We start from the raw sequence: 25225 nt of genomic DNA, 5'->3' as shown, positions 1-25225 counted from the left end.
TGGAACGGAGCCGCAATGCCTGCCGAAGCCGAGACGTCAACCCGCACGACCCGCACGGAGCCCTTGCTCGTCGATCTCGCGCTGCAAGGCGGCGGCTCCCATGGCGCATACACGTGGGGCGTGCTGGACCGCCTGCTCGAAGAACCGTGGCTGCAGATCGAAGGCATTTCGGGCACCTCGGCGGGCGCGATGAACGCCGCCGTGCTCGCGAGCGGCCACGCGCTCAGCGGCGCGGCCGGCGCGCGCGAGGCGCTCGAGCGCTTCTGGCGCCGCGTGGCCGACGCCGCGCGCTTCAGCCCGTTCCGGCGCGGCCCCGTCGACATCCTGCTCGGGCGCTGGTCGCTCGATCATTCGCCCGTGTTCGTCGCGCTCGACATGATGGCGCGCGTCGTCTCCCCGTACGACCTGAATCCGGGGCGCGTGAACCCGTTGCGCACGATCCTCGCCGACACCATCGACTTCGACGCGTTGCGCCGCTCGCGCATCAAGCTCTTCGTCACGGCCACGCGCGTTTCCAACGGCCAGGCACGCGTGTTCCGCAATGCCGACGTCACGCCCGACGCGCTGCTCGCCTCGGCCTGCCTGCCCACGCTGTTTCAGGCCGTCGAGATAGACGGCGAAGCCTACTGGGACGGTGGTTACGCGGGCAATCCCACGATTACGCCGCTGATTCGCGAGACCGATTCGGTCGACACGATTCTCGTGCAGGTGAACCCCGTGGAACGCGCGGGCACGCCGCGCTCGGCGCGCGACATCATCAACCGCGTGAACGAGATCGCGTTCAACTCGCCGCTGATCAAGGAGCTGCGCATGATGGCGCTGCTGCACCAGGTTGCCGACGCAGGCAGCGAGGAGGGCCGCCGCTGGGCGCATATGCGCCTGCACCGCGTGCATAGCGCGAAGCTCGTCGCACTGGGCTCGTCGTCGAAGCTCAACGCCGAGTGGTCGTTCATCACGATGCTGCGCGACGAAGGCCGCCGCGCCGCCGATGCGTTCCTCGCGCAGCACGGTGCGCAACTCGGCGAGGCGTCCACGTTCAATTTCGAAGCGCTGCTCGAAGGGGTACTGCGATGAGCGCGGGCACGATCGTTGTCGGCCTCGGGGGCATGCTCGCCAGTCTCGCGCTGCTGGTCTGGCTCGCGTATCGCGGCTGGAGCGTGCTGCTGCTCGCGCCGCTGTGCGCCATGCTGGCCGCGCTCATTTCCGGCGAGCCGGTGCTCGCGCATTGGACGCAAACATTCATGTCGAGCACGGGCCGATTTCTTGCCCAGTTCTTTCCGCTCTTCCTGCTCGGCTCGCTGTTCGGCAAGCTGATGGAAGATAGCGGCTCGGTGGATGCCGTGGCGCGCCTCATGATCGACAAGCTCGGCACGCGCCACGCACTCGTGGCTGTGGTGTTGGGCGGTGCGCTCGTCACCTATGGCGGCGTGAGCCTGTTCGTCGCGTTCTTCGTGCTGGCCCCCATGGCGCAGGCGCTGTTTCGCTCCGCCGATATCCCGCGCCGCCTGATGCCCGCTGCAATCATGCTCGGCACGGCGACCTTCACGATGTCGGCGCTGCCCGGCACGCCCGCGCTGCAAAACGCCATTCCCATGCCGTTCTTTGGCACGACGCCGTTCGCGGCGCCGGGCCTTGGCGTGATCGCAAGCCTCGTGATGGCGGCCTTCGGCCTCTGGTGGCTCGGGCGCGCGGCGGCGGCGGCGCGGCGCAACGGCGAGGGCTTTGTCGAGCCTGACAACGGCGGCGCCGATGACGAGGCGCGCGGCAAGTCCCCGCTCGTGCGCGAGCGCGCGAGCCTCGCGCAGGCCTTCGATCCGGCCGAGATCGGCAACGGCGCGGCGGCCTCGGACCATGCGGGGCCGCCGTCGCCCTTCGTCGCGCTCGCGCCGCTCGTGGTCGTCGTGGGGATGAACTTCGTGATGAACGTCGTGGTGTTCCCGCGCATCGACGCCTCATACCTCGCCGAGCCGCGCTGGGGCTCGACCACGCTTTCGGCGGTTGCGGGCGTGTGGGGAGTTTCGGTTGCGCTTGCGCTCGGCATTGTCGTGCTGGTGGCGCTCAATCGCGGGCGGCTCGGTGCGCTGCGCGAAAGCGTCGACGCGGGCGCCAACGCGTCGGTGTTGCCGGTGCTGAGCGTGGGCAGCCTCGTGGGCTACGGTGCCGTGATCGCCGCATTGCCCGCGTTCGGCGCCGTGCGCGACTGGGTGCTCGGCATCGGCGGCGGACCGCTCGTCTCGCTCGCCGTGGCCACGAACCTGCTCTCCGGGCTCACGGGCTCGGCGTCGGGCGGGTTGACCATCGCGCTCGACGCGCTCGGCGGCACCTACATGCAGCTCGCCGCCCAGCATGGCATCGATCCCGCGTTGCTGCACCGCGTCGCCGTGATGTCGTCGGGCACGCTCGACAGCCTGCCGCACAACGGCGCTGTCGTCACGCTGCTGGCCGTGTGCGGCTCGACGCATCGCGAGAGCTACCGCGATCTCGTGGTGGTGAGCATCGTCGGCGCGCTCATCGCGCTCGCCGTGGTGATCGTGCTCGGGTCGCTGTTCGGCAGTTTCTGAGCGTCGTTTTTTGCGCGAGATACGCCGCGGGGCAGCGATCCGCCAACGCGCGTAGACTCTCGCGAAGCGGCGGCCCTTCGCAAGGAGGCTTCATGAAATTGCTTGCTGTCCATCCGGGCGGACTGATGTACACGCGCGTGTTCCTGCGGCTCGAGCCGCTGGGTCTCGAATCCGTGGCCGGCACGGCGCGCGAGGCGGGCCACGACGTGCGCCTGCTCGATCTGCAGGTCCAGACGCACCGCGACCTCATGCGCATGGTGCGCGACTGGCAGCCCGAGGCGCTCTGCTTTTCGGGCAACTATCTGGCCAACATTCCCGAGATCGTCGACCTCGCGAAGGCCGTAAAGGCCGCGCTTGCGTCGTGTTTCGTCTTCGTGGGGGGACACAGTGTGTCGTTCACGGCACACGACTTGCTGCGTCATGCCGAAGGCGCGATCGATTGCGTGTTGCGCGGCGAGGGCGAAGCTTCGGTGAACGAACTGCTCGAAGCGGTGTCGCGCGGCGCCGATCTGCTCGCGGTGCCCGGCGTCGTGACGAGCCACGGATCGGGGCCGCCGCCACGCTTCGTCGAGAATCTCGATCCTGTGCGGCCCGCGCGCGACCTGCTGCGCCATCGCCGCAAATATTTCATCGGCACGCTCGATCCTTGCGCCTCCATCGAATTCGCGCGCGGCTGCCCGTGGGACTGCACGTTCTGCAGCGCATGGACGTTTTACGGACGCAGCTACCGCACGCGCAGCCCCGAAGTCGTCGTGGACGAACTGGCGGCGCTGCGCGAGCCGGGCGTGTTCATCGTCGACGATGTGGCGTTCGTGCACGCCGAACACGGCATGGCGATCGGCGAGGCGATCAAGCGGCGCGGCATCCACAAGCGCTACTACCTGGAAACGCGTGGCGACGTGCTTCTGCGCAACAAGGACGTGTTCCGCCTCTGGCAGTCCATTGGCCTGAAGTACATGTTCCTCGGTCTGGAGGCGATCGACGAGGAGGGGCTCAAGGCGTTTCGCAAACGGATCAGCCTCGACCGGAATTTCGAAGCGCTCGAGTTCGCGCGTTCGCTGGGAATGACCGTCGCGATCAATCTGATTGCCGATCCGGACTGGGACCGCGAACGCTTCGAGACGATTCGCCAGTGGTGCCTGGAGATTCCCGAGATCGTCAATATCAGCGTGAATACCCCGTATCCGGGCACGGAGAACTGGCAGCGCGAGGCGCGGCGCCTTACGAGCCTCGACTATCGTCTCTATGACATCCAGCACGCCGTCGTGCCGACGAAGCTCCCGTTGCCCGAGTTCTACGCTGAACTCGTGCGCACGCAGCAGGTGCTCAATCGCAAGCACATGGGCTGGACCGCGCTGCGCGGCGCGGCGGGGCAGGCCACGCACCTGCTGTTGCGCGGCCAGACCAATTTCGTGCGCATGCTGTGGCGCTTCAACTCGGTGTTCGATCCGCGCCTGCAGATGGCCGACCACGCGCGCGAAGTCCACTACGAGATGACGCCGCCTCCCGGCATGAGCGGGGCGTCGCCGGTCGATATGAAAACCGTCTACATTCACGGCCCCACCGGCCGCAAGGGCCGCAGGATCGACGACGCCACGGAGAAGTTCGTCGACGAAACGCGTATGGGTCTCGGCTGATTGCCTGGCCTGCGCCGTCCCGATGCATACCGGTTGCGCCCGCGTCCCGCCGTTGGGATTGGACGCGCACGCACAGCGGGTTCACAATCCACCGGTTGCATCAAGACGAAAAAGATATGGAATTGCGCCAGCTACGCTACTTTCTCGCCGTCGCGGAGTATCTGCATTTCAGCGAGGCGGCGGCCTTTCTCGGCATTGCGCAGCCGCCGCTCAGCCAGCAGATTCTCAAGCTCGAAAAGGAAATCGGCACGCGGCTCTTCATTCGCCATTCGCGGCGCGTCGAGCTGACCGAAGCCGGGCGGCTCTTTCGGGAGCGCGCGCAACGGCTCATCGACGACGCGGATCTCGCGCTCGCGGAGGCGCAAAACGCGGGGCGTGGCGAGAGCGGGCGGCTCGTGCTCGGCTTCGCGGGCTCCACGGTGTTTCATCCGCTCGTTGCAACCGTGCTGCAACGCTTTCGCAGCGCTTATCCCGGTGTCGTGATCGGATGCGAGGAGAGCAACAGTTCCGTGCTGCTGGAACGCGTGGGCGAGGCGAAGGTGGATGCCGCCTTTGTGCGCCTGCCGCTCGATTGCCGCGGCCTCGCCACGCAGGGGCTCGTGGAAGAGGACGTCCTTGCCGTGCTGCCGCCGCGCCATCGCCTCGCGCGCCGCCGCGGCATCGATCTGGGCGATCTCGCGGGCGATCCGCTGATCCTCTTTCCGCGCCCGATTGGCCCCGATCTCTACGACTCGATCATCAGCGCGTGCCACGCGGCGGGCTTCAACCCCGTGATCAGCATGGAGTCGCCACAGATTTCGTCGACGGTCAACATGGCGGCGGCGGGCTTTGGCGTCACGCTCATTCCTTCCTCGATGCGCCAGATCCAGGCCAAGGGCGTGACGTACCACGATCTCAAGGGTGGCCCGCTGCACACGACCATTGCGCTCGTGTACCGCCCGCGCGAAAAGGCACCTACGGTCCAGAACTTCGCGCGCATCGTGCGCGATGCGTCGCGGCATGCGCCGCAGGGCTGATTCCACGGCTTCAAGGGCTTATCCATATCTTTTTCGTCTTGATTTTGCTTGGTCGCAATATTGGACGTAATAAATCTCTAGCTTTATCGTTCCGCAATCATTGTTTTCTGCAGGAGCCGTTCGCATGTCCACCCCGTACCCGAGCGCCGCTCGCGAGCCGCTTGTCGCGTCGTTGCGAGCCGTCGTCGGCCGCCAGTATGTGCTCACCGGCGATGAAGCCACGCGGCGCTACCGCAAGGGCTTTCGCTTCGGCGAGGGCAGGGTGGCGGCGGTCGTGCGGCCCGGCACGCTCGTCGAGCAGTGGCGGGTGCTGCAGGCTTGCGTGGCCGCGAATGCGATCGTCATCTCGCAGGCTTCGAACACAGGCCTGACGGGCGGCTCCACGCCCGACGGCGACGACTACGACCGCGACGTCGTGATAGTGAGCATGACGCGCACGCGCAAGGTCTATGTGATCGACGGCGGCAAGCAGGTGGTCTGCCTGCCGGGCTCGACGCTCGATCAGCTGGAGCAGACGCTCAAGCCGCTCGGGCGCGAGCCGCATTCGGTCATCGGCTCCTCATGCCTGGGGGCTTCGGTCGTGGGCGGCGTATGCAACAACTCGGGCGGCTCGCTCGTGCGGCGCGGCCCGGCCTATACGGAAATGTCCGTGTTTGCACAGGTCGACGCGGCGGGGCGTCTGACGCTCGTGAATCATCTTGGCATCCGGCTGGGCGGGACGCCGGAAACGGTGCTTGGCCGCCTCGATCGCGGCGAGCTGCCCGAAGCCGATATCCTCCACGACGCGGGCGCGGCTTCCGACCACCGTTACGCAGATCATGTGCGCGACATCGACGCTCACACGCCTGCGCGCTACAACGCCGACCCGCTTCGTTTGCACGAAGCGGCGGGTTCGGCGGGCAAGGTCATGGTGTTCGCGGTGCGGCTCGACACGTTTCCCATCGAGCGCGGCGCGAAGGTGTTCTACATCGGCACGAACGAGACGGCCGAACTCACTGACCTGCGCCGCGACATGCTCGGCAAGTTCCCGAAGCTGCCGATCGCGGGCGAATACCTGCATCGGGACGCCTTCGATATTGCCGAGCGCTACGGCAAGGACATGTTCCTGCTGATCCAGCATCTCGGCACGCAGCGGCTGCCCGCGCTGTTCGCCTTCAAGAGCCGTTGCGATGCGTTTTTCGAGCGGCTGCCGTTCTTTCCCGCGCATTTCATCGACCGCGTGGCGCAGGCCGCGAGCCGGCTCTTTCCGGGCCATCTGCCCGCGCGGCTCAAGGACTACAGGCAGCGCTACGAACATCATTTGATGCTCAAGGTGTCGGCCGATATGGTCGACGAAACGCGTGCTTACCTGAACACGTTCTTCGGCGTGGCGAGCGGCGGCTTTTTCGAATGCACCGACGAAGAAGGCAGCAAGGCGTTTCTTCATCGTTTCGCGGCGGCGGGCGCGGCGGTGCGCTATCGCGCGGTGCATGGCGACGAAGTGGAGGATATCGTCGCGCTGGATATCGCGCTGCGCCGCAACGATCGCGACTGGTTCGAGAAACTGCCCGCAGCGGTGGAAAAGCCCATCGCGATCAAGCTTTATTACGGACATTTCTTCTGCCATGTGTTTCACCAGGACTACATCGTCCGCAAGGGCAATGATTGCCTCGCGCTGGAACACGAGATGTGGAAGCTGCTCGACGCTCGCGGCGCCGAATATCCCGCCGAGCACAATGTCGGCCATCTCTACGTGGCGAAGCCTGCGCTGAAGTCGTTTTACGAAACGCTCGATCCGTGCAACTGCTTCAATCCAGGTATCGGCCATACCTCGAAGTTCGCGCGCTATCGCGAGCCGCAGGTGCAGTGCGAGCCGCACGCCCGGTAAACGAAAAGACGGCGGCGGTATCGAACCGTCGCCGGAAAGGGCATGAGCCTTGGCATGAACCGTCGCGCTGCGCGGCGCGCTTGCCCCCGTATCAGCTCTTCGCCGTCGTTGCCATCCAGCCGTTCTGCGTGCTGATCTGCGTGAGTTCCTTCGCAATCGAGCGGGCCAGCTTGCCGGCGTCCGAGGCGAGCGTGTCGCGCTTCGCCTCCGAGGCGCCGTGCAGCCCGCCGCCTACCACCGCCGCCGTCGCCACATGGCCGGCCGCTGCGCCCACGCCCGCCGTCTCGGCCATGCCGGGCATATGACCGCTATCCGCCTTCGTTTCGAAGCTCAGGAGCGGTTGTGGTTCGCCGCCGTTGGCGGGCTGGAACAGCACCGCGATCGTCGCGCCCACTTCGCTCTTGCCCGCGCCGAGGCCGATCAGCATGCGGCGACGGCTGCTGCCCGCGTCCATCGTGTCGATGCGGCCTTCCACAATCAGGGCGTTGCGGCCGGCGGGAGCGGGACCGTCCATGCGCACCGCGGGCAGGCCCATTTTCTGAAGTTCGCTGACGAGCTGATCGGCGAGATGCTCGCGCGTTTGCAGTGCGGCCTGCTGTTGCTGCTGCGCCGACGACTCGCCGCTCGTCATCGTCTTGAGCTTGTGCAGCATGCCGGTGCTGTCGAGCTTCACCTGGTCGGCGGCGGCGTCGAAGGTGTAGACGTAGACGACGTCGGCGTGCAGCTGCGGGAGCGGCCCGTTCGTCTGCACGACAGGCGCTGCCGATGCGCAGCCGCTCGCGAAGAGCGCGCCGGCGAGGAACGTGGTGCCCGCGATGCGCCTGGCCTTGTTGACGAGGAAGTTGATGATCGTTTGCATGTCGATATCCTTAGCCTGAAAGAGTGTCTCGTGTCTGCCGATACTCGCAAATCATTCAGGATGGCGAACTATCGACTGTGGTGCTTCGGCGTCTGGGCTCCGGTTTGTTCTGCTCCGTTGCTCAGGCTCAGGCGCAAGTATGGGGGCAAGGGCGCGCGAAAGCCACGCGCAAATTATGTCGCGTCATGTCACGCGTGCGCGGCCGGGGGCGCGCCGTTCCGACTCGATGAGGGAAGGGTCAGCGGCAGGCGCACGACGGCTTCGAGGCCGCCGCCTTCGCGGTCGCGGAACGCGAGCGAGCCGCCGTGCAGCCGCGCGATCCGCTCGACGATGGCAAGCCCGAGGCCGGAGCCGCCCGAATGCGTACGGGCGTTCGCACCGCGGCTGAAGGGCGATTTGAGGCGCTCCAGTTCCTCGGCGCGGATGCCGTTGCCGCGGTCCGCCACGATCACGCAGGCGGTGTCGCCGTCGCGCCAGGTGCGAATCGTCAGACCTGTGCGTCCGTAGTTCACGGCGTTCTGCATGAGGTTCATCAGCAGACGCATAACGGCGATAGGCCGGAACGCGAACACCGGCAACTCGCCTTCGTCGAAGTCGAATTCATGGCCGAGTCCCGCGAAATCGGCGACAAGCTGGCCTGCGAGCGCGTTGAGGTCGCCCGCTTGCGGCGCTTCGCGCTCGCCGCTGCCGGCATAGTCCATGAATTGCTGGAGGATCGTGTCGATCTGGTCCAGATAGCTCTCGGACGAGGCCACGAGGGCATCGTTGCTGCCGCGCGGCAGGGCCATCGCGATCGCGAGGCGCAGTTTGGTGAGCGGCGTGCGGATGTCATGGGAGACGCCGGCCAGCATCAGTGCGCGCGTGGCCTCGGCCTGCTTCAGCGCTTCGGTCATCTGGTTGAAGGCGAGGCTCACCTGGGCGATTTCGGTCGGGCCGTCGGTCGGCAGCGGCGGCGGCGTTTCGCCGGCGCTTACGCGCCGCGCCGCGCGCGCGAGCTGGCGCAGCGGCCGGTTGATGTGGCGCTGCAACAGGTAGCCGGTGAGCGCGGCGAGCAGCGCGAGCACGGCGGAAAGGATCAACGCCGTGGTGATGCCGCTCGCGCGCGCGTCGGCGGTCATCGGCAGGGCGATCCAGACCGGTTCGGCCGCCGCGTGCAGACGGATCCAGAGGCGCTCCTGCGCGGCTGCGCCAGCCGCCGGGGGCACGGTCTCGTCGTGGCTCGCGTCCCAGCGCACCAGCAGGTCGGGCGGCAGATGGCGTTGCAGCGCCTCGACGAACACGTCGCGCTGCCAGGTGCGAAAAAAGGCGACGAGGCTCGGATGAGCTTCGGCGGGTGTATCCAGCGTGGGAGGCAACGCCTTGTGCGCATCGAGCCGGGCCGCCGCCGCGCGCCCTTCGTCGGGCGGCATGGACGCGAGCGTGGTGTCGAGCAGCTTGACGTAATCGGCGAAGATGATCGAGGCGCGCTCGATGCGCGGGCGCTGCACGAAGTGCAGCAGCACGGCGAGCGAGCAGACCTGCGAGAGCGCGACGAGCGCCACCAGCAGCGCGATGTTGCGCGAGAGCAGCGAGCGCGGCAGGCGCAAGCCCATTACGATTCGACGCCGGCCACCAGCATGTAGCCGATGCCCCAGACGGTCTTGATGAAGCGCGGCTTGGCGGGATCGTCCTCGACGATCTGGCGCAGGCGCAGGATCTGTACGTCCACGCTGCGGTCGAGCGCGCTGTGGTCGCGCCCGCGCGCGCGGGCGAGCAGATTCTCGCGGCTCACGGCGCGGTTCGGCGACGAGCCGAGCGCGTGAAGCAGCAGCATCTGCGCCGAGTGGACCTCGACGGGCGCGCCGTCACGGTAGAGCGTTTGTTTGCCGACGTCGAACTGAAAGTCGCCGAAGCGCAGCATTTGCGAGGTGACTGTGGGTTCGCCCGAGGCCATCTTCTGGCGGCGCAGCAGGGCGCGAATGCGCGCGACCAGCTCGTCGGGAAGAAACGGCTTGGCGAGGTAGTCGTCGGCGCCGGTTTCGAGGCCGATCACCTTGTCGGCGGCATCGCCCTTCGCGGTGAGCATGAGGATCGGCAGCGTCTGGCCTTCGGCGCGCAGGCGGCGGCATACCGTGAGGCCGTCTTCGGGTTCCATCATGAGGTCGAGTACGAGCAGGTCGTAGGGCTCGCGCTGGAGCAGGCGGTCGAGGCGCTTGCCGTCGGCGATGGCGCGCACCTCGAAACCCTGGCTCGAGAGAAAGCGCTGCAGCATGTTGCGCAGTTCGGCTTCGTCGTCGAGCACGATGATCCTGTTTGCCTGCTCCATGTGACGCCTCCGGCGTTCAACGGGCTGCTGCGCGCGCTCGCATGAAGTCCTCGATCTGCGCGAGGGTGACGAAGCCGGCCTTCTGTGCGTCGATTTCGTCGAAGTGCTGCGCGACCATCGGCATACCCGCCTGCGCCTGCTCGCGCGTGAGCTTGCCGTCGTGTGTCGTGTTCGCGGCGGCGAAACGCCCTTGCAACTGCGCCATCATACGTTCGACGCGTGCGCTGCCGGTGGCGCCTGAACTGCCTGGCAAGGCCTGAGCCGACGCCGGCACGCAAACCGCTGCTGAAACGATACACAAAACGAGGGCAGCGATCATCTTCTTCATGGTGTTCTCCGTGAGGTGGCCGACGTAGCCCGCCGGCCGGTTGATCAAGCGAATGAGGCGGGTGGCTGCGGGTCATGCGAATGTGCAGCCGCCGGGGAGGGTTCACGCCCAGTGGGCGGGGATCCACACGCGGCCGACCCAGTGGCCGGGAACCCACACGGCGGGGCGCGGGGCGATGTACACGGCGCGCGGCAGCGGCTGGCCCACGTAGACGACCTTGGGTGCCGGAGGCGCCACGTAGACGACCTTCGGTGCGGGCGCGGGCGCGACATAGACGGTCTTGGGTGCGGCAGGCGCGACATAAACCGTCTGCGGTACAGGTGCCGGCGCGACGACCACCGTCTTGGGGGCGGGCGGCGGCGGGGCGACATATACCGTGGTGCCGGGTGGCGGCGGCGTGACGACGACCGGCGCGGGCGCGGGGGCCGGGGCGCCCACGACTGCGACCGTCGTACCCGTGGTGGTGACCGTGCCGGCGGTCGAAACCGCGCCATGTACCACCGTCGTGCCGCCGGTGGTCACCGTGCCGCCGTGGACGACGGTCGTTCCGCCGCTCGTGGTCACCACGCCGGTTCCGACGCCCGTGGCGCTGCCCGAGTGGTAGACGCTGCCGCCCTGCGAGCCCGTGACGGTGCCCGACCGGTTGCACGTGTTGCCCGCGCAGGTCGTGGACGCCGAGTGCCCGTAGGTGTTGCCGTTGCCCGTCGTGACCGTGCCCGTCGACGAGTATTGGCCCGGCGCCGTGCGCGTCACGCTGCCCGAGGTGCTCGCGGTGCGGCCATCGGAGCCGTCGAGCGAGCCGGTGTGCGAGCAGGTACCGCCCGCGCAGCTGGTATCGCCCGAATGCTGGACCGAGCGGCCATTCGGGCCGTAGGCCGTGCCGCTGTTGCTGAACTGGCCCGGCGCGGTGCGCGTGACGGAGCCGCTGTTGGTGGCGACGCCGCCCCAGGGACCGGCCACGCCGCCCGCATGCGAGCAGGTGCCGCCGCTGCAGGAACCGTAGTGCGCGCCGTTGTACGTGCCGTGCGGCGTGTACGCCGTGCCGTGGCCTGACCAGCCGGCGAAGGCAGGGGCGCTGGCGAAGCCGATGAGCGCGGCGGCGACGAGGGGGAGCGTTTTCATCAGAGGTCCTTGCGGTTCGTTTCGGGGGGCACGCTGTGGCGTGTCAGCGGAACGAACTATAGGGCTGGGCTCTGTGCAAGTCGCGTCGTAAACCATGTCGCCGTGTTACACGCCGCGGGGCCTCTGGCGCGAATTCCCCGTGCACGCGGCGCGGCAGGCGTATTGGTGCGTTTCGCGTGGCGGGCGCGTGACATATCCCGACATACTTTGCGCGTGGTTTTTCCCGTTGCGCGCCACTACAGTGCCCTTCATCCGACGCGACGCCGCGACTCCTGCGTGCAACACGCGTCTTTTTCCACCGCGCAAGGCGCGCCTATTACACACGATCCATCATGCTCACCCCAGGAAAACTCGCGCTCTATGTCACGCTGTTCGTCGTTGCCGTTTCGCTGATCGAGGCGTGCGTGCTCACGTTCAGGAAGCGCCGGGAAACAGCGGGAGAGCCCGCTTTCGCCTGGTCCGAGGTTTGGCTTTCGCTAGCCGACCTCGCGGGCCGCAAGCTCTTCGCGCTCCTGCCGCTTTCGCTCGCCACGCCGATCTTCGATTTCGCATGGGAGCATCGCCTCTTCACGCTGAATATCGACACGGTTGTGCTCGTGCTGCTGGTCTTCATCGGTCAGGAGTTCTGCTATTACTGGTATCACCGCGCGTCGCACCGCATCCGCTTCTTCTGGGCCACGCATGCCGTGCACCATTCGCCGAACCAGTTGACGCTTTCGTCTGCGTACCGGCTGGGGTGGACCGGCAAGCTCACCGGCCCCGCCATGTTCTTCGCGCCGCTCGTGTGGCTCGGCGTGCGGCCCGAAGTCGTGCTCGCCATCCTCTCGCTCAACCTGCTGTATCAGTTCTGGCTGCACAACACGTGGATTCCGAAGCTCGGCTGGCTCGAGTACGTGTTCAACACGCCTTCCAACCACCGCGTGCACCATGCTTCGAACATCGATTATCTCGACGCGAACTACGGCGGAGTCCTGATCGTTTTCGACCGCCTGTTCGGCACCTATGTGCCGGAGCGTGCCGAAGAGCCTTGCCGCTACGGGCTCGTGACGCCGGTGCGCTCGCGCAATCCGTTCGTCGTCGAACTGGAGCACTGGGCAGCGCTCGCACGCGACGTCGCGACGGCGCAGAACGTCTGGACTGCCGTGCGCTACGTTTTCCTGCCGCCGGGCTGGCGCGCGGACGGCGGCGGCGACACCACGGAGAATCTGCGCAAGCAGCGCGCGCTCGCCACGGTACGCACGGATGCCTCACATGGCCGACCGAGCGCGGGTTGATGGAAGGCGGCACCTCGCGTAACGTGGCGCCAGCGGCGCCCGCACCGATCGCGCGGGCCGCATCGGTCTCAGGTTAGTGACGGAATTAGAGGAATAAGCATGGAAAACGGTATGAACGGCAAAGTCGTCGCGGTAACGGGCGGCTTCGGCAGCCTGGGTCTGGTGACGGCGCAATTGCTGGCCGAACGCGGCGCCCGCGTGGCGCTGCTAGGCCGGGGCGCGGCCCCCGCAGTGGCGGCGTTGCCCGTCGCGCTCGCGGGCGCACTGTGCATGGGCGGCGTGGATCTCGTCGACGCGAACGCGGCGCAGACGGCGTTTAGCACATTGCAGGGCAAGCTCGGCGGGCTTGACGCACTCGTCAACGTGGCGGGCGCGTTCCGGTGGGAAACCATCGGCGACGGCGAAGCGCGCACGTGGGATCTGATGTTCGACTTGAACGTGAAGACGGCGCTCAATGCCTCGAAGGCCGCGCTGCCTCATCTCGTGCAGAGCAGCGCGGGGCGTGTGGTGAACATCGGCGCGGGCGCGGGGCTCAAGGCGGGGCTCGGCATGGGCGCGTATTCGGCGTCGAAGGCCGGGGTGGCGCGCTTGACGGAAGCGCTCGCGGAAGAGCTGAAGGACAAGGGCGTGACGGTGAATGCGATTTTGCCGAGCATCATCGACACGCCGCAAAACCGCGCCGACATGCCGGACGCCGATTTCACGCGCTGGGTGCAGCCGCGCGAGATCGCGACGGTGATTGCGTTTTTGCTGGGCGCGGACGCGCAGGCGATTACCGGCGCGCTGATTCCCGTGAACGGGCGCGTGTAAGCGGGGCGCCGCGCTCGCACGGTATACGGGCCGCTTCAACGGAGCGGCCCGGCTGTGATCGCGTGGTGACCGGTTAGTGGCCGTGACCGCCGCCACCCATGCCGCCGCCGTGCCACGTGCCGCCACCGCCCCCATGCCAGCCGCCGCCGTGCCCACCGCCTCCATGCCACCCGCCACCGTGCCAGCCACCGCCGTGCCAGCCATGGTGATAGCAGCATCCGCCGCCACCGCCCCAGATGGCGACGCCCCCATAGCCGCCGCCGAAATAACCGGGGTAGGAGTCGTAGCCGTAGGCGTACGGATAGCCCGAGTAGTAGGGGTAGCCGTAGTCATAGCCGTAATATCCCGGGTACCCGGGATAAGGCGCGACGGCGCAGCCCGCGAGCACCGCTGCCGCGCCCAGTGTCGTAATTAGCCGCAACACGATCATCTCCGCATAGATACGTTTGAAACCGTTTGGCGCAGCCAGGTTCAGACGGAATTGTGTCCGCAGATTACCGCGGGGCCGTCAGTGCCGCCGATGCCGGCAGGACGACAGCCTGCTAGGCGCGTCGGAAAGCTGCGCGGTCGAACAGCCAGACCGCCAGGAGCGTCGCGCCCATCAGGGGAAACACGATGCCGAGCAGTACGAGACTGGTCTTCCAGGCGCGCAGCGGGGGCGCAGCGCGCTCGCGTGGGGGCGCGGCGAGCATCGACGCGCCCTTCGCACGCGCGGGACGGCGCATCCACCCCATCACGAAGCCGGTTACCGCAAGCGCGCCGAGGCCCAGCGAGATCGCCGCGCAGATCAGCTGATTCGCGAGGCCGAAATAGCGGCCCATGTGCAGCGACGTGCCATATGAAATGGCTTGCGAGACTGCGCCGTAATCCTCATGGCGAATGTCCCTGAGCACCGCGCCGCTGTACTGGTCGATATACACCGTGCGCTCCGCTTTCGGATCGGGCGGAAAGTACGAGACCGTGTAGACGCCATCGGGCGCGGCGGGCAGCACGATGTCGTAGCCGCTGCGCACGCCGAGATCGCGCATCTGGGCAACGACCTGGGCGAGCGTCCAGTGTTGCGGTGTACTGGACGCGTGGGGCGAGTGCGGCACGGGAATCGCGCCGACCGCCCATGGCACGAGCGGCAGCGGCAGGTCGTCCATCACCATGCCCGGCATCGACGCCGTGTCGTGGCCCGCGTGCTCTGCGCCGTGTTCCTGGGGGCCGGCGCGGCTTGCGGGAGGGTTATCCGCCGCGCCGCTTGCTGCTGCGGCGGCAGCGGCAGTGGCGGCAGTGCCAGTGGCAGCGGCGGCCTGCGCACCCGGCAAGGCCGACTTCAGCGCGAGGCCGCCGCCCCACGCGCCGCGCGGCGCGCCGAGGCTCGCGCGGGTGGCAAGCGCCTTGAACTGCTTGCCCCACGAGCCCGTCCACGGCAAGCCGCTCAACACGAACGCGAGCGCGCCCACGGCGAGCCAGATGCCGACGCTCGCGTGCACGCTCTTCCAGAATGGCCGTCCGCGCGCGCCGAAGCGAGGCAGCAGGGCGGCTAGCCACGACGCGCCCGCGCCCGGCCACCAGAGCGCAACGCCGGTGGCGAGCATCACGAGCGTCCAGCAGGCGGCCAGTTCCATGAGCAGTTCGCCGGGTTTGCCGAGCAGGAGCTTGCGATGCAGCATGCGGTCGACCTGCATGAAGCGGCGATCGACGTCGAGCGTGCCGAGCACCGCGCCATCATAGGGATTCACGTAGACGCTCTCTTTGGTCCCCGTCTTGGTTCCATCAGGCAGCGCGAAAACGAATTCGGCGCTGCGCGCGGGATCCGACTCGACGTGGGCGCGCAGCGCACGCGCGTCTGGCGGCAGCGCGGTTCGCGCGCGCGCCAGCAGCGCATCCACGGGCAGGCGCGGTGTCGCCGCAGGCGCGACCACCAGCCGATGCGGGTAAAGCAGCGGTTCGATCTGCGGCTGGAAACAGTAGATCGTTCCCGTAATGGCGAGCACGAGCAGCAAGGGCATGACGAAGAGGCCCGCGTAAAAATGCCAGCGCCACAGCGTGCGGTAGCCGGGCTGCGCCGCGTGCGCCGCGTGGCTAGGCGGCGCGCTCACCGGGTCGGATATCGTGGACATCGGGTACTCCCTGTCGAGCCGGGACGGCCCGACTACATGGATGATTCAAACGAAAATGCGGACGGAAACGAAGGCTGCGAGCGTGCCGCTCAAATGCCGAGCTTCGCTTCGAGGTAGTACGTGCGCCCGGGATACGGGTGATAGACGAAGTAGCGCGCGTCGAACAGGTTGTCGATGCCCACGCCTATCTCGCTCTTCTTCGTCGGCCGGAAGGTGTACTTCACGTCGGCGACCGTGTAGGTGCTCGTGCCGCCGAATACGTTCGGGTTCGTATCCGTGTTCGTGAGCGTGTTGTACTGGCGCCCCGAGTAGCGGGCGGCGAGCGTGAGCGCGGAGCGCGCATCGAAGCGCCAGGTTGCGACGAGATTCGCGCGCCACAGCGGAATGCGGTAGAAGTCCTTGCCGACGCTCGCCGGATTCTGCGCGTTCTCCAGGATCTTCGACTGCGTATACGCCACGCTCGCCGCGAGATCGAGCCCGCGCAGGATGACGTCTTCGCCCTGATAGCTCGTTTCCACGCCGCGCGAGCGGACCTTGCCGATGTTCTGGAAGTTCGTGACGTTCGGGATGACCGTCGTATCGGTCTGGCTGAAGATGGTGTTCTTGACGTCGTCCTGAAAGAGCGTCAAGCGGAACAGGCCGTTCCAGTGCGCCCATTCGGCGCTGAGTTCCTTCGAGAGATCATCTTCGGAGCGCAGGTTCGGATTGTTGTTGACGATGGACGAGCCGTTCACCTGCCCCTGGAACAACTCGCTCACTGTCGGGAAGCGGTAGGCGCGCGCGATCGATGCACGCAGCGTGAGGTCGTCGGTCACGTCGAACGAGAGCGATGCCTTCGGCGAGAAGTGATGGTCGCCCACGTTCGCGTAAGGCACGTTCACGCTGCCGAGCGCCTGATAGCCGTCGAAGGCGCGCCAGTGCTCGTAGCGCGCGCCGTACACGAGCTTCCAGCGCGGCAGGAAGCGCCAGGCGTCCTGTGCGTAGAGCGCCTGGGTCCCGGTCTTGCCCGCGAACGCGTTGGCGAAACTGCCCGCGCCGCCGTCGCGCCACGCGAGCGTGTTGTACGTGCGGTTGTCGAGCGCGTAGTTGTCGTAGTGATACCCGAACGTGAGCCAGTGGGCGGCGAGCCCGGCGTCGCGCGTGGCGGGTGTCCACGTCGTCGTGAGGTCGAGCGTCTTCCAGCCGGTGCCGTCGCCGAGCGTCATGACGCCCGGGCCGTTGCCGGGTCCCCCCTCATTCGCCGTGCGCGCCACGCTGTTGCTTACGTCATAGTACGAAGCCATGGCTTCGGCATTCCAGCCGGTGGCCTGATGCGTGCGAAGTGTCGCGCCATACAGCCAGTTTTCGCTCCAGCCTCGGCTCGGCGCGAACGCGGCTGCGGGAAGGGCGTACTCGTAGCCATTGATCGACACCTTGCCGCTGTACACGGGGTTGCCGTTCGCATCGTAGAGGAAGGTCGAGGTGGCGCTGTTATAGGACTGGTGCCAGTAGCCGAGCGTCACGCCGCCTTGCACGGTGGGCGTGAAGTCGTACTGCATGCGCAGCTTGAACTGGTCCTGCGCCGTGTGCTGCATGCCCTCGCCGTTCACGCCGGCCACGACCGTGGGCGTGTTCGTCTGGTTGTTGTAGAAGTACGCGCCGCGCACGGGCACGTCGCCCGGCTGCGCGGGTTTCGCCGACTGCGCAAGCGTGGCGAACTGCAGCGGCTGGCTCGTGTTCTCCAGGTGGTTCACGCCAAGCAGATACGAGAATCGGCCGATACGGTCGCCGATCGACGCGCTCATCTCGCTGCCGTTGAAATTCTGGTTCACGCCAAAGAGGCTGAAGTGCTGCGTGAACGCCTTCACGTCCGCGTTCGCCTCGAACTGCTTCGGCATGCGCGTGGTGATGAGCACGGTGGCGCCGAGCGAGTTGCCGGGATAGAGCGCGGAATACGGCCCATAGATCACATCCACTTGCTGGATCTGGTCGGGGAACACCATCGACCACCGTGGCGGAAAACTGTAACTGTTGCCGAGCAGGTTCGAGAGCAGCAGACCGTCGGCATAGACGAGGCCCCGTGCGCTTTGCGTATTGCTCGTACCGCGCACGGCGATGATCGAGTTCAGGTCGCCCACATAGCGCTTGCGCACGGCGAGATTGGGCAGGTACTTGAGCACGTCCTCGGTGTTCACGACGTTCCAGTTCGCGAACTGCGCGGGCGTGACGGTTTCCACCGTCGCGGGCAGGTTGGCGTCGACGGCGGGCGCCGCGGCGCCGCTAGCGGTGGCACTGATCTTGACGGTGGGCAGCGTGGCGGACGAGGCCGCATCGGCGGGTTGCGCCTCGGCAGCCTGGGCCGCGTGAACGACGCTGGGTGCAACGAGAGGCAGCGGCAAGACGCGCGGCAGCATGGCGAGCGCGAGGCGCCCGGCGTGCCGCAGCGCGCGCGGCGTTGTGCGTTCGCGCGAGCGAACGCCAGCGCCACGCGTGGTGAGCGTGGACATGAGGTGCATTCCTGAAAACGGGAATCGAGCAGCCGCGCGCGGCGTGCGCGCGTCGCGCACGCAATCAGATCGCGATTGGCCGGCCGGTAAAGGCGTAACTCAGGAAAGGACGGGAGGGGCGCGCGGCCTGCCCGAAGGGAAGGCGCCTAAGGGGAGGTCGTGGGTGACGGGCGGCGCGACCGTCTCGCGCGCGAGCTCGAGGGCGGCCAGCGGACCGGGCGCGGCGACTGGAGGCGCCGCCACATGATGCTCGAGCAGATGGCAGTAGCCGCAGGCGCCGAATGCATCGTCGTGCGAAAGATGCGGCGCGCTACCGCCCTGGGCCGGCTGTACGGCCGAGCAGAGCGCGGCGTCCGGCTCGTGCGCATGGTGCGCGGCGACGAGCTGGCTCACGAGCGGCACAAGCACGATGAGCCACATGGCGACGAGGCCAAGCCATGCGGTAAGCAGTGAGTGCTTGCGTGAGTTCATGAGAATGAGAATGATTGCGCGGCGGAGTCTAACACGGCCTTGCGCGTTTGCACACGCGGGGTGGTTGCGTCGCATCGAAACGCGCGGGCTGGGGATTTCCTTACATCTTCGCGCGAACTCGATGCCCGCCGCATGGTCCTATCCCCCCAAGGATGAGCGGTCATGGCCGCCGCAGGCGGCCGGCTGCCCACGCGCCGGATTGCGGGTTTGCCCCGGCGGCGGCCATGCGCGCTATCCTGTAGCGCTTTGCGCGCGGCCCGGCTGTCCGCGATCGGGCCGGCGCGGGCACCCGAAGCCCCATTTGCACAGGAAAACCACGTAATGCGCCGACGTCAATTTCTACTCAGTTCCAGTGCCGCTCTCGCCGCCGGCGGCCTCGCGCTTGCCGGCTGCACGACAACGCCGCTCGGCACGCAGAACAGCGCGTCGCAAAACGCGGCGAAGCGTAATTCGATCGACGCGGGCGTCGACGCCACGCTCTCGCGCCTCTTCGGCACGGTGAGCGGATCGCAGGAACTGGTCTCGAAGGCGAGCGGCGTGCTCGTCTTTCCGCAGGTTCTCTCGGCGGGCTTCTGGATCGGCGGTCAGTACGGCACCGGCGCGTTGCGCGTGGATGGCCGCACGACGGGCTACTACAGCACCATTGCGGGCTCGTTCGGCCTGCAGATCGGCGCGCAGTCCAAGGCCATCATCTTCGCGTTCATGAACCCGGTCGCGCTCAACGATTTCACGAGCAGCCAGGGCTGGTCGGCAGGCGCCGACGCCACGGTTGCGCTCGTCACAGTCGGCGCGAACGGCAACGTCGATACCTCGACCGCGACGAGCCCCGTGGAAGCGTTCGTGCTGACCAACGCGGGCCTCATGGCCGGGGTGTCGCTGGAAGGCGTGAAGGTGTCGCGGCTCGTGATTTGACGCTGCCGCGCGCAGTCGCGCGCCGTTGCTGAGGCATGAAAGGAGACACACGCATGGCGACGCCCACGTACCGCCGCAAACACAAGATTCACTTCTCGGAGTGCGATCCCGCCGGGATTGTGTTTTACCCGCAGTATTTCGTCCTCTTCAACGATCTCGTCGAGTCGTGGATCGACGAGTTGTTGCCGCAGGAGGGCTATCACGGCGTGATAGGCGCTCGCCGCGTGGGCATGCCGACCGTGCGGCTCGAAGTGGATTTCAAGGCGATCAGCAAGATGGGCGACGAGGTGTGGCTCTCGCTCGACGTCGAGCGCCTGGGCGGGGCGTCGCTCACGCTCGCGTGGGCGTGCACGGGCGTGGACGGCGTGCTGCGCATGGCGGCACGCCAGACCATCGTGACCACCTCGCTCGACACTCACAAGTCGATTGGCATTCCTGATGACATCCGCGAGGCGATCGCGCGGGCGATGACTGCCGCCGCGCGCGCATAATCGTCGCAATCATCGAGCCGTGTTCAGGCGGCAGCGCCCAGCGCCGCTTGCAGCGTGGCGAACGTCTTTTCGTCGGTGCGCTCGAAATGCAGCGGCGTGACCGAAACGCGGCCGGAGTTCACCACGGCCGTTTCGCTGTCGGGCCCGTTTTCGCGCGGGCCGCGATTGAAGCGCAGCCAGTGGTAATCCATGCCGCGCGGGTCGATCTGCGGCACGACGTCGATGCCCTGCACGAGCCCGACGCCCTGGCGCGTGACCGTGAGCGGCCCCACGGCGCTCGCGTCGATATCGGGAAAATTCACGTTCAGGCAGACGGGCGCGTCATGCGCCACGGCGGCGAGGCGCCGAATCACGTCCGGCGCAAGTGCGCGGGCGGTGTCCCAGCGCACTCGCTCGCGGTCACGGAAGGTCTGGCTCAAGGCGATGGACGGCAGGCCGAGCAACAGGCCCGTCATCGCTGCGCCCACGGTGCCCGAGAACATCGTCTCCACGCCCAGGTTGCCGCCGCGGTTGATGCCCGAGAGCACGAGCGAAGGGCGCACGTCGCCCATGAGCTGGCGCACCGCCATCACCACGCAATCGCCCGGCGTGCCGAGCACGCCGAAGCGCCGCTCGCCGCGCCGGGAGACACGCAGCGGCGTATGCAGGCTGATCGAGTGCGAGGTGCCGCTCTGGTCGTGTTCGGGCGCGACGACCCAGACTTCGTGCGCGAGTTCGGCGGCCACGGCTTCGAGCACGGCGAGGCCGGGCGCGTCGATGCCGTCGTCGTTGGTGAGGAGCACGCAGGGCAGTTTCGTATCGGTTGCGGTCATGGCTGGCTCTTCTTCGTTGCGAGGTCGGGGAAAGGGCCATTATTCCAGAGTGCGTTGCGGGCGGCGGCCGTGCGGGACTTTTAAAAGGGATTCGTAGCCTATCCGATATAGACTAGCGCGTCGGCGCCGTGAGGCGCGCCCAGCCGTGAGGAGAAGTACGTGAAGCCGCAAGCCATGCCGGACCTTGCCCGCATCCTGTTCGTTGTTGCCATACTCTGCGCGCTGACGATCGGCAGTCTCTACGTCATGCGCCCGTTTCTCCCGGGGCTGATCTGGGCCACGACCATCGTCGTCGCGACCTGGCCGGCCATGAAAGCCATCGAGCGGCGCTGCGGCAACCGCCGCTGGCTCGCCACGCTCGTCATGCTGCTGATCCTTCTGGTCGTGATCGTGCTGCCGCTCTATGAAGCCATCTCGACGCTCGCGGTGCACGGCGGCGAGATCATGGAGCTGATCCGCAAGCTGCCCGACTATGCGTTGACTGCGCCGCCGCAGTGGGTCAGCGACATTCCCGTGGTGGGCGGGCGCATTGCCGGCAAGTGGCAGGAGTTTTCGGACGCCGGTCCGGGCGGTCTGCTCGCGCAGCTCGAACCGTACGTTTCGATCGCGGCCCACTGGTTGATCGGCCACGCCGCTTCGGTGGGCGTGTTCGTCATGCACATGTTCATCACCGTCATCATTACGGGCATTCTGTACAGCAACGGCGAACAGGCCGCCGACTACGTCACGCGCTTCGCCATTCGCGTGGCTCCCGCCTACGGCGAGCAGGCCGTCAAGCTCGCAGGCGCTTCGGTGCGCGCGGTGGCGCTCGGCATCGTCGTGACGGCAGTCCTGCAGTCGGCGCTCGGCGGCATCGGCCTGTGGGTGGCCGGGGTGCCGGGTGCGGGCGTGCTCACGGCCGTGATGCTCATGCTGTGTCTCGCGCAGATCGGCCCGACGCTGCCGCTGCTGGGGGGCGTGATCTGGCTGTTCGTGCATGACGCGCATGTCGCGGCCATCCTGCTCGCGGTGTGGTCGGTGATGGTCGCCATGCTCGACAATCTCGTGCGTCCGGTGCTGATCCGGCGCGGCGTCAATCTGCCGATGCTGCTCATTCTCTCCGGCGTGCTCGGCGGCTTGTTCGCCTTCGGCATCGTCGGGCTCTTCATCGGCCCGGTGATCCTCGCCGTTTCGTCCACCTTGCTGAGCGCCTGGATCCGCGACCCGGCGGCGCAAGCCCGCGGGGCATCCAGTCCGGCAGCCCGCCAGGACGTTTGAGAGTGTGCAGGCGACGCCGTCGATTGGCAAACGTCCCCTCTTGCCGACGCGCAGTTCGATTCGACGTTACGATGACGTCTGGACTTCGCTTCGGCATTCGTTAGAGCATTCATGCGGCGCTCGCGCGGACATGTCTCGTGCCATTCCAGGGCGCGGGCAGTGCACCCGCGAGCGTCGCGCATCGCTTCCAAGGAGACGAAATGGCTCAGTTCAACTGCGATATCTGCGGCGTGCGCCCCGCGACGGTGCGGGTCGCCGTGTTGCAGGACGGCAGGCGGCGTTTTCTCGATGTCTGCGACTATCACTACGCGCAGCTCACGCGCCATCAGCGCACCTTGAGTCCGCTGGAGGCGCTGTTTCGCGCCTCGCAGCAGGCGGACGGCGCAGGCGACGCCGGCGGCCCGGCGGCCGAACCCGCGCCGCAGGCGATGGAAGCCGGCGACGGCGCGATCGTCGAGCGCTATTTCAGCGACGTGGCGCGTGAGTTGCTCCAGCGCGCGGCGGAGCGGGCCGTGCAGTTCGGGCGGCGCGAGGTCGACACCGAGCATCTGCTTTACGAACTCGCGGGCAACGACGCCGGCGCGGCGATCCTGAAGCGTCTGGGCATTCAGCCCGACGACGTGCGCGCGTTCATCGACGCCAATGCGCAGAAGCGCGAAGGCGCGCCCGCGCCCGAGGACGGCCGCATCGGCGTCTCGCCGCGCCTGAAGGGCGCGCTCGACCGCGCGTTTCTCGTTTCGCGCGAACTGGGTCACAGCTACGTCGCGCCCGAGCATCTGCTCTTTGGGCTCACGCAGGTGCCGGAGAGTTTTGCGGGCCATCTGCTGGGCCGCTACGGCGTCACGCCGCAGAAGGTGTTGCAGGGGCTCGTGGAGGCCCAGGGCGACAAACGCGAGCGTCCCGCCGCGAAGGGGCCGAGCGCGACCCCGCAGCTCGACCAATACAGCCGAGATCTCACCGCGCTCGCGAGCGAAGGCAAGCTCGACCCCGTGATCGGGCGTTCGAGCGAGATCGAGACCGTGGTGGAAGTGCTCGCGCGCCGGCGCAAGAACAATCCGGTGCTGATCGGCGAACCGGGCGTGGGCAAAACCGCGATCGCCGAAGGCCTCGCGCAGCGCATGCTCAACGGCGACGTGCCCGAATCGCTGCGTGGGCGGCGGCTCGTCGAGCTGAATGTCAACGGGCTGATTGCCGGCGCAAAGTATCGCGGCGAATTCGAGGAACGCGTGAAGGGCCTGATGGAGGAAATCTCGGCGCAGCGCGAAAGCCTCGTGCTCTTCATCGACGAAGTGCACATGATCGTCGGCGCGGGCCAGGGCGGCGGCGAGGGCGGGCTCGACATCGCCAATGTCTTCAAGCCGGCCATGGCGCGCGGCGAACTGAACCTGATCGGCGCCACGACGCTGTCCGAGTACCAGAAGTACATCGAGAAAGACGCGGCGCTCGAGCGGCGCTTTCAGCCCGTGTTCGTTTCCGAGCCGAGCGTCGATCAGACGATCAACATCCTGCGCGGCTTGCGCGACAAGCTCGAGGTGCATCACCACGTCACCATTCGCGACGACGCGCTCGTGTCGGCGGCCGAGCTGTCGGACCGCTATGTGATGGGGCGCTTCCTGCCCGACAAGGCCATCGACCTGGTCGACCAGGCGGCGGCGCGCGTGCATCTTTCAGCCACCTCGCGGCCCGCGGCGATCCTCGAACTCGAAGCGGAGCTGGCGCAGTTGCGGCGCGAGCAGGACTATGCGGCGACGCGCAAGAACTTCGAGCGCGCCCATACGCTGGATGAGCCGATTGCCGACAAGGAAAAGGCGCTCACGCAGGCCACCAGCGACTGGAAAGGCCAGCTCGGCACCGTGACCTCCGACGTGACGAGTGAAGATGTCGCGGAGATCGTCTCGAAGCTCACGGGCGTGCCGGTCACGCAACTGACCGCCGAGGAACGCACACGACTGCTCGAAATGGAAAAGCGGCTGCATGAGCGCGTGATCGGTCAGGAGCAGGCCATCGTGGCGGTCAGCGACGCGGTGCGCCGTTCGCGCGCCGGGCTGCGCCGCGGCCGGCGGCCCACGGCGGTGTTCCTGTTCCTCGGGCCGACCGGCGTCGGCAAGACGGAGCTTGCGAAGGCGCTGGCCGAAGTCGTGTTCGGCGATGAAGACGCGATTGTGCGCATCGACATGAGCGAGTACATGGAGCGCCACGCCGTGTCGCGGCTGATCGGCTCGCCGCCGGGTTACGTCGGCTATGACGAAGGCGGCCAGTTGACCGAGAAGGTGCGCCGCCGCCCCTATTGCGTGATCCTGCTCGACGAAATCGAGAAAGCGCACTCCGACGTCTACAACGTGCTGCTGCAGGTGTTCGACGACGGCCGGCTCACCGACGGCAAGGGGCGCGTGGTCGACTTCAGCAATACGGTCGTGATCGCGACGAGCAATCTCGGTTCCGACGTGGTCTCGGGGCAAAAGCGCTCGGGGCCGGGTTTCCTCTCGAGCGCCGAAGGGTCGATGCAGGGCGCCGTGATGGGCGAATTGCGCCAGCATTTCCGGCCCGAGTTCCTGAATCGCATCGACGAGATCATCATGTTCCAGCCGCTCACGAGCGACGAGTTGCGCGCGATCGTGCGGCTGCAGCTCGAACAGGTCCGGCGGATGGCGCGCAGCCAGGACATTGACCTGACGTTCGACGACAGCGTGATCGATTACCTCGCGGCGGAGGGGTATCGGCCGGAATTCGGCGCGCGCGAGTTGAAGCGCAAAATGCAGCAGGCGGTGGAGAACGAACTGGCGAAGGAAATGCTCAAGGGTGGTGTGAAAGAGGGCGCCAAAGTCATATGCCGCTACGACACAGCGGACAAACGCATGGCGTTCGCGCTGCAGGGGGCGGCCGAAAGCTGATGCAGGCGGCCGGCGCGG

Annotated in this window: 21 protein-coding genes; 11 read left to right on the top strand and 10 right to left on the bottom strand. The window is 67.2% G+C overall.

All coding sequences use genetic code 11. The features are described 5' to 3' along the window. The first annotated feature begins 15 nt into the window (after nt 1-15). From BHE01S_RS03560 to dld, 5 genes are all read left to right on the top strand, one after another. Nucleotides 16-1074 carry a patatin-like phospholipase family protein gene (locus BHE01S_RS03560; protein ID WP_174479483.1) on the top strand — a complete coding sequence of 353 codons (1059 nt, stop codon included), beginning with the start codon at nt 16-18 and terminating at the stop codon, nt 1072-1074. Further along, nucleotides 1071-2561 carry a GntP family permease gene (locus BHE01S_RS03555; protein WP_042260581.1) on the top strand — a complete coding sequence of 497 codons (1491 nt, stop codon included), beginning with the start codon at nt 1071-1073 and terminating at the stop codon, nt 2559-2561. The genes BHE01S_RS03560 and BHE01S_RS03555 overlap by 4 nt, the downstream gene beginning before the upstream one ends. 92 nt (nt 2562-2653) lie before the next feature. After that, nucleotides 2654-4198 carry a hopanoid C-3 methylase HpnR gene (hpnR, locus tag BHE01S_RS03550; protein WP_042260579.1) on the top strand — a complete coding sequence of 515 codons (1545 nt, stop codon included), beginning with the start codon at nt 2654-2656 and terminating at the stop codon, nt 4196-4198. A 116-nt stretch (nt 4199-4314) separates the two neighbouring features. Further along, nucleotides 4315-5214 (top strand): LysR family transcriptional regulator, encoded by a 900-nt coding sequence (locus tag BHE01S_RS03545; RefSeq protein WP_042260577.1) that lies wholly within the window; start codon nt 4315-4317, stop codon nt 5212-5214. A 124-nt stretch (nt 5215-5338) separates the two neighbouring features. Next, complete coding sequence (gene dld, locus BHE01S_RS03540) at nt 5339-7081, top strand: D-lactate dehydrogenase (protein ID WP_042260576.1); 1743 nt, start codon at nt 5339-5341, stop codon at nt 7079-7081. Nucleotides 7082-7172: 91 nt separating this feature from the next. Here dld and BHE01S_RS03535 read toward each other — a convergent pair whose 3' ends face one another. The 5 genes from BHE01S_RS03535 to BHE01S_RS03515 form a co-directional block, all read right to left on the bottom strand. Then, entirely contained in the window at nt 7173-7940 is a 768-nt protein-coding gene (locus BHE01S_RS03535) for a DUF4410 domain-containing protein (protein WP_042260575.1), read from the bottom strand. A 188-nt stretch (nt 7941-8128) separates the two neighbouring features. Then, nucleotides 8129-9532 carry an ATP-binding protein gene (locus BHE01S_RS03530; RefSeq protein ID WP_042260574.1) on the bottom strand — a complete coding sequence of 468 codons (1404 nt, stop codon included), beginning with the start codon at nt 9530-9532 and terminating at the stop codon, nt 8129-8131. Further along, nucleotides 9532-10245, bottom strand: a complete 714-nt coding sequence (locus BHE01S_RS03525) for a response regulator (RefSeq protein ID WP_042260573.1) — start codon at nt 10243-10245, stop codon at nt 9532-9534. Before BHE01S_RS03525 ends, BHE01S_RS03530 begins: the two co-directional genes overlap by 1 nt. A gap of 16 nt (nt 10246-10261) precedes the next feature. Then, complete coding sequence (locus BHE01S_RS03520) at nt 10262-10573, bottom strand: EF-hand domain-containing protein (RefSeq protein WP_042260783.1); 312 nt, start codon at nt 10571-10573, stop codon at nt 10262-10264. 102 nt (nt 10574-10675) lie between these two features. After that, nucleotides 10676-11695 (bottom strand): hypothetical protein, encoded by a 1020-nt coding sequence (locus BHE01S_RS03515; protein ID WP_042260571.1) that lies wholly within the window; start codon nt 11693-11695, stop codon nt 10676-10678. A gap of 332 nt (nt 11696-12027) precedes the next feature. Here BHE01S_RS03515 and BHE01S_RS03510 point away from each other — a divergent pair, with 332 nt between their 5' ends. Together BHE01S_RS03510 and BHE01S_RS03505 are read left to right on the top strand one after the other, a co-directional pair. Further along, complete coding sequence (locus BHE01S_RS03510) at nt 12028-12969, top strand: sterol desaturase family protein (protein WP_042260569.1); 942 nt, start codon at nt 12028-12030, stop codon at nt 12967-12969. Nucleotides 12970-13068: 99 nt separating this feature from the next. Beyond that, the gene (locus BHE01S_RS03505; protein ID WP_042260568.1) at nt 13069-13779 is read left to right on the top strand and encodes an SDR family NAD(P)-dependent oxidoreductase; all 711 of its coding nucleotides are present in this window, start codon (nt 13069-13071) and stop codon (nt 13777-13779) included. A gap of 73 nt (nt 13780-13852) precedes the next feature. On the opposite strand, the gene BHE01S_RS38720 is transcribed toward BHE01S_RS03505, so the two are convergent. From BHE01S_RS38720 to BHE01S_RS03485, 4 genes are all read right to left on the bottom strand, one after another. Then, complete coding sequence (locus tag BHE01S_RS38720) at nt 13853-14203, bottom strand: hypothetical protein (protein WP_157025098.1); 351 nt, start codon at nt 14201-14203, stop codon at nt 13853-13855. Between the two features lie 118 nt (nt 14204-14321). Continuing rightward, a complete protein-coding gene (locus BHE01S_RS03495; protein WP_042260564.1) occupies nt 14322-15887 on the bottom strand; it encodes a PepSY-associated TM helix domain-containing protein in 1566 nt (521 codons plus the stop codon). 89 nt (nt 15888-15976) lie between these two features. After that, nucleotides 15977-18280 (bottom strand): TonB-dependent receptor, encoded by a 2304-nt coding sequence (locus BHE01S_RS03490; protein ID WP_157025113.1) that lies wholly within the window; start codon nt 18278-18280, stop codon nt 15977-15979. 192 nt (nt 18281-18472) lie between these two features. Continuing rightward, complete coding sequence (locus tag BHE01S_RS03485) at nt 18473-18844, bottom strand: DUF2946 domain-containing protein (RefSeq protein WP_042260562.1); 372 nt, start codon at nt 18842-18844, stop codon at nt 18473-18475. Between the two features lie 321 nt (nt 18845-19165). Here BHE01S_RS03485 and BHE01S_RS03480 point away from each other — a divergent pair, with 321 nt between their 5' ends. Together BHE01S_RS03480 and BHE01S_RS03475 are read left to right on the top strand one after the other, a co-directional pair. Next, nucleotides 19166-19756, top strand: coding sequence for a BPSL1445 family SYLF domain-containing lipoprotein (locus tag BHE01S_RS03480; protein WP_042260559.1), 591 nt, complete (start codon nt 19166-19168; stop codon nt 19754-19756). 53 nt (nt 19757-19809) lie between these two features. Continuing rightward, nucleotides 19810-20247, top strand: a complete 438-nt coding sequence (locus tag BHE01S_RS03475) for an acyl-CoA thioesterase (RefSeq protein WP_042260557.1) — start codon at nt 19810-19812, stop codon at nt 20245-20247. Between the two features lie 23 nt (nt 20248-20270). Here BHE01S_RS03475 and surE read toward each other — a convergent pair whose 3' ends face one another. Beyond that, a complete protein-coding gene (gene surE / locus BHE01S_RS03470) occupies nt 20271-21059 on the bottom strand; it encodes a 5'/3'-nucleotidase SurE (RefSeq protein WP_042260555.1) in 789 nt (262 codons plus the stop codon). 174 nt (nt 21060-21233) lie between these two features. On the opposite strand from surE, the gene ydiK reads away from it, so the two are divergent. Together ydiK and BHE01S_RS03460 are read left to right on the top strand one after the other, a co-directional pair. Continuing rightward, nucleotides 21234-22316, top strand: coding sequence for an AI-2E family transporter YdiK (gene ydiK / locus BHE01S_RS03465; protein ID WP_042260553.1), 1083 nt, complete (start codon nt 21234-21236; stop codon nt 22314-22316). Nucleotides 22317-22516: 200 nt separating this feature from the next. After that, nucleotides 22517-25207, top strand: coding sequence for an ATP-dependent Clp protease ATP-binding subunit (locus BHE01S_RS03460; protein WP_042260779.1), 2691 nt, complete (start codon nt 22517-22519; stop codon nt 25205-25207). The last annotated feature ends 18 nt before the right edge of the window (nt 25208-25225 follow it).

This window comes from Paraburkholderia heleia NBRC 101817 (assembly GCF_000739775.1).
GTDB classification, from domain to species: domain Bacteria; phylum Pseudomonadota; class Gammaproteobacteria; order Burkholderiales; family Burkholderiaceae; genus Paraburkholderia; species Paraburkholderia heleia.
The sequence above is the reverse complement of the archived record's forward strand: the minus strand, read 5'-3'. Positions and strand labels throughout refer to the sequence as shown.

Excerpts from the sequence above, each read along its gene's own strand:
- BHE01S_RS03560 (WP_174479483.1), top strand. The coding sequence starts at position 16 with ATGCCTGCCGAAGCCGAGACGTCAACCCGCACGACCCGCACGGAGCCC.
- BHE01S_RS03555 (WP_042260581.1), top strand. The coding sequence starts at position 1,071 with ATGAGCGCGGGCACGATCGTTGTCGGCCTCGGGGGCATGCTCGCCAGT.
- hpnR (WP_042260579.1), top strand. The coding sequence starts at position 2,654 with ATGAAATTGCTTGCTGTCCATCCGGGCGGACTGATGTACACGCGCGTG.
- BHE01S_RS03545 (WP_042260577.1), top strand. The coding sequence starts at position 4,315 with ATGGAATTGCGCCAGCTACGCTACTTTCTCGCCGTCGCGGAGTATCTG.
- dld (WP_042260576.1), top strand. The coding sequence starts at position 5,339 with ATGTCCACCCCGTACCCGAGCGCCGCTCGCGAGCCGCTTGTCGCGTCG.
- BHE01S_RS03535 (WP_042260575.1), bottom strand. The coding sequence starts at position 7,940 with ATGCAAACGATCATCAACTTCCTCGTCAACAAGGCCAGGCGCATCGCG.
- BHE01S_RS03530 (WP_042260574.1), bottom strand. The coding sequence starts at position 9,532 with ATGGGCTTGCGCCTGCCGCGCTCGCTGCTCTCGCGCAACATCGCGCTG.
- BHE01S_RS03525 (WP_042260573.1), bottom strand. The coding sequence starts at position 10,245 with ATGGAGCAGGCAAACAGGATCATCGTGCTCGACGACGAAGCCGAACTG.
- BHE01S_RS03520 (WP_042260783.1), bottom strand. The coding sequence starts at position 10,573 with ATGAAGAAGATGATCGCTGCCCTCGTTTTGTGTATCGTTTCAGCAGCG.
- BHE01S_RS03515 (WP_042260571.1), bottom strand. The coding sequence starts at position 11,695 with ATGAAAACGCTCCCCCTCGTCGCCGCCGCGCTCATCGGCTTCGCCAGC.
- BHE01S_RS03510 (WP_042260569.1), top strand. The coding sequence starts at position 12,028 with ATGCTCACCCCAGGAAAACTCGCGCTCTATGTCACGCTGTTCGTCGTT.
- BHE01S_RS03505 (WP_042260568.1), top strand. The coding sequence starts at position 13,069 with ATGGAAAACGGTATGAACGGCAAAGTCGTCGCGGTAACGGGCGGCTTC.
- BHE01S_RS03495 (WP_042260564.1), bottom strand. The coding sequence starts at position 15,887 with ATGTCCACGATATCCGACCCGGTGAGCGCGCCGCCTAGCCACGCGGCG.
- BHE01S_RS03490 (WP_157025113.1), bottom strand. The coding sequence starts at position 18,280 with ATGCTGCCGCGCGTCTTGCCGCTGCCTCTCGTTGCACCCAGCGTCGTT.
- BHE01S_RS03485 (WP_042260562.1), bottom strand. The coding sequence starts at position 18,844 with ATGAACTCACGCAAGCACTCACTGCTTACCGCATGGCTTGGCCTCGTC.
- BHE01S_RS03480 (WP_042260559.1), top strand. The coding sequence starts at position 19,166 with ATGCGCCGACGTCAATTTCTACTCAGTTCCAGTGCCGCTCTCGCCGCC.
- BHE01S_RS03475 (WP_042260557.1), top strand. The coding sequence starts at position 19,810 with ATGGCGACGCCCACGTACCGCCGCAAACACAAGATTCACTTCTCGGAG.
- surE (WP_042260555.1), bottom strand. The coding sequence starts at position 21,059 with ATGACCGCAACCGATACGAAACTGCCCTGCGTGCTCCTCACCAACGAC.
- ydiK (WP_042260553.1), top strand. The coding sequence starts at position 21,234 with ATGCCGGACCTTGCCCGCATCCTGTTCGTTGTTGCCATACTCTGCGCG.
- BHE01S_RS03460 (WP_042260779.1), top strand. The coding sequence starts at position 22,517 with ATGGCTCAGTTCAACTGCGATATCTGCGGCGTGCGCCCCGCGACGGTG.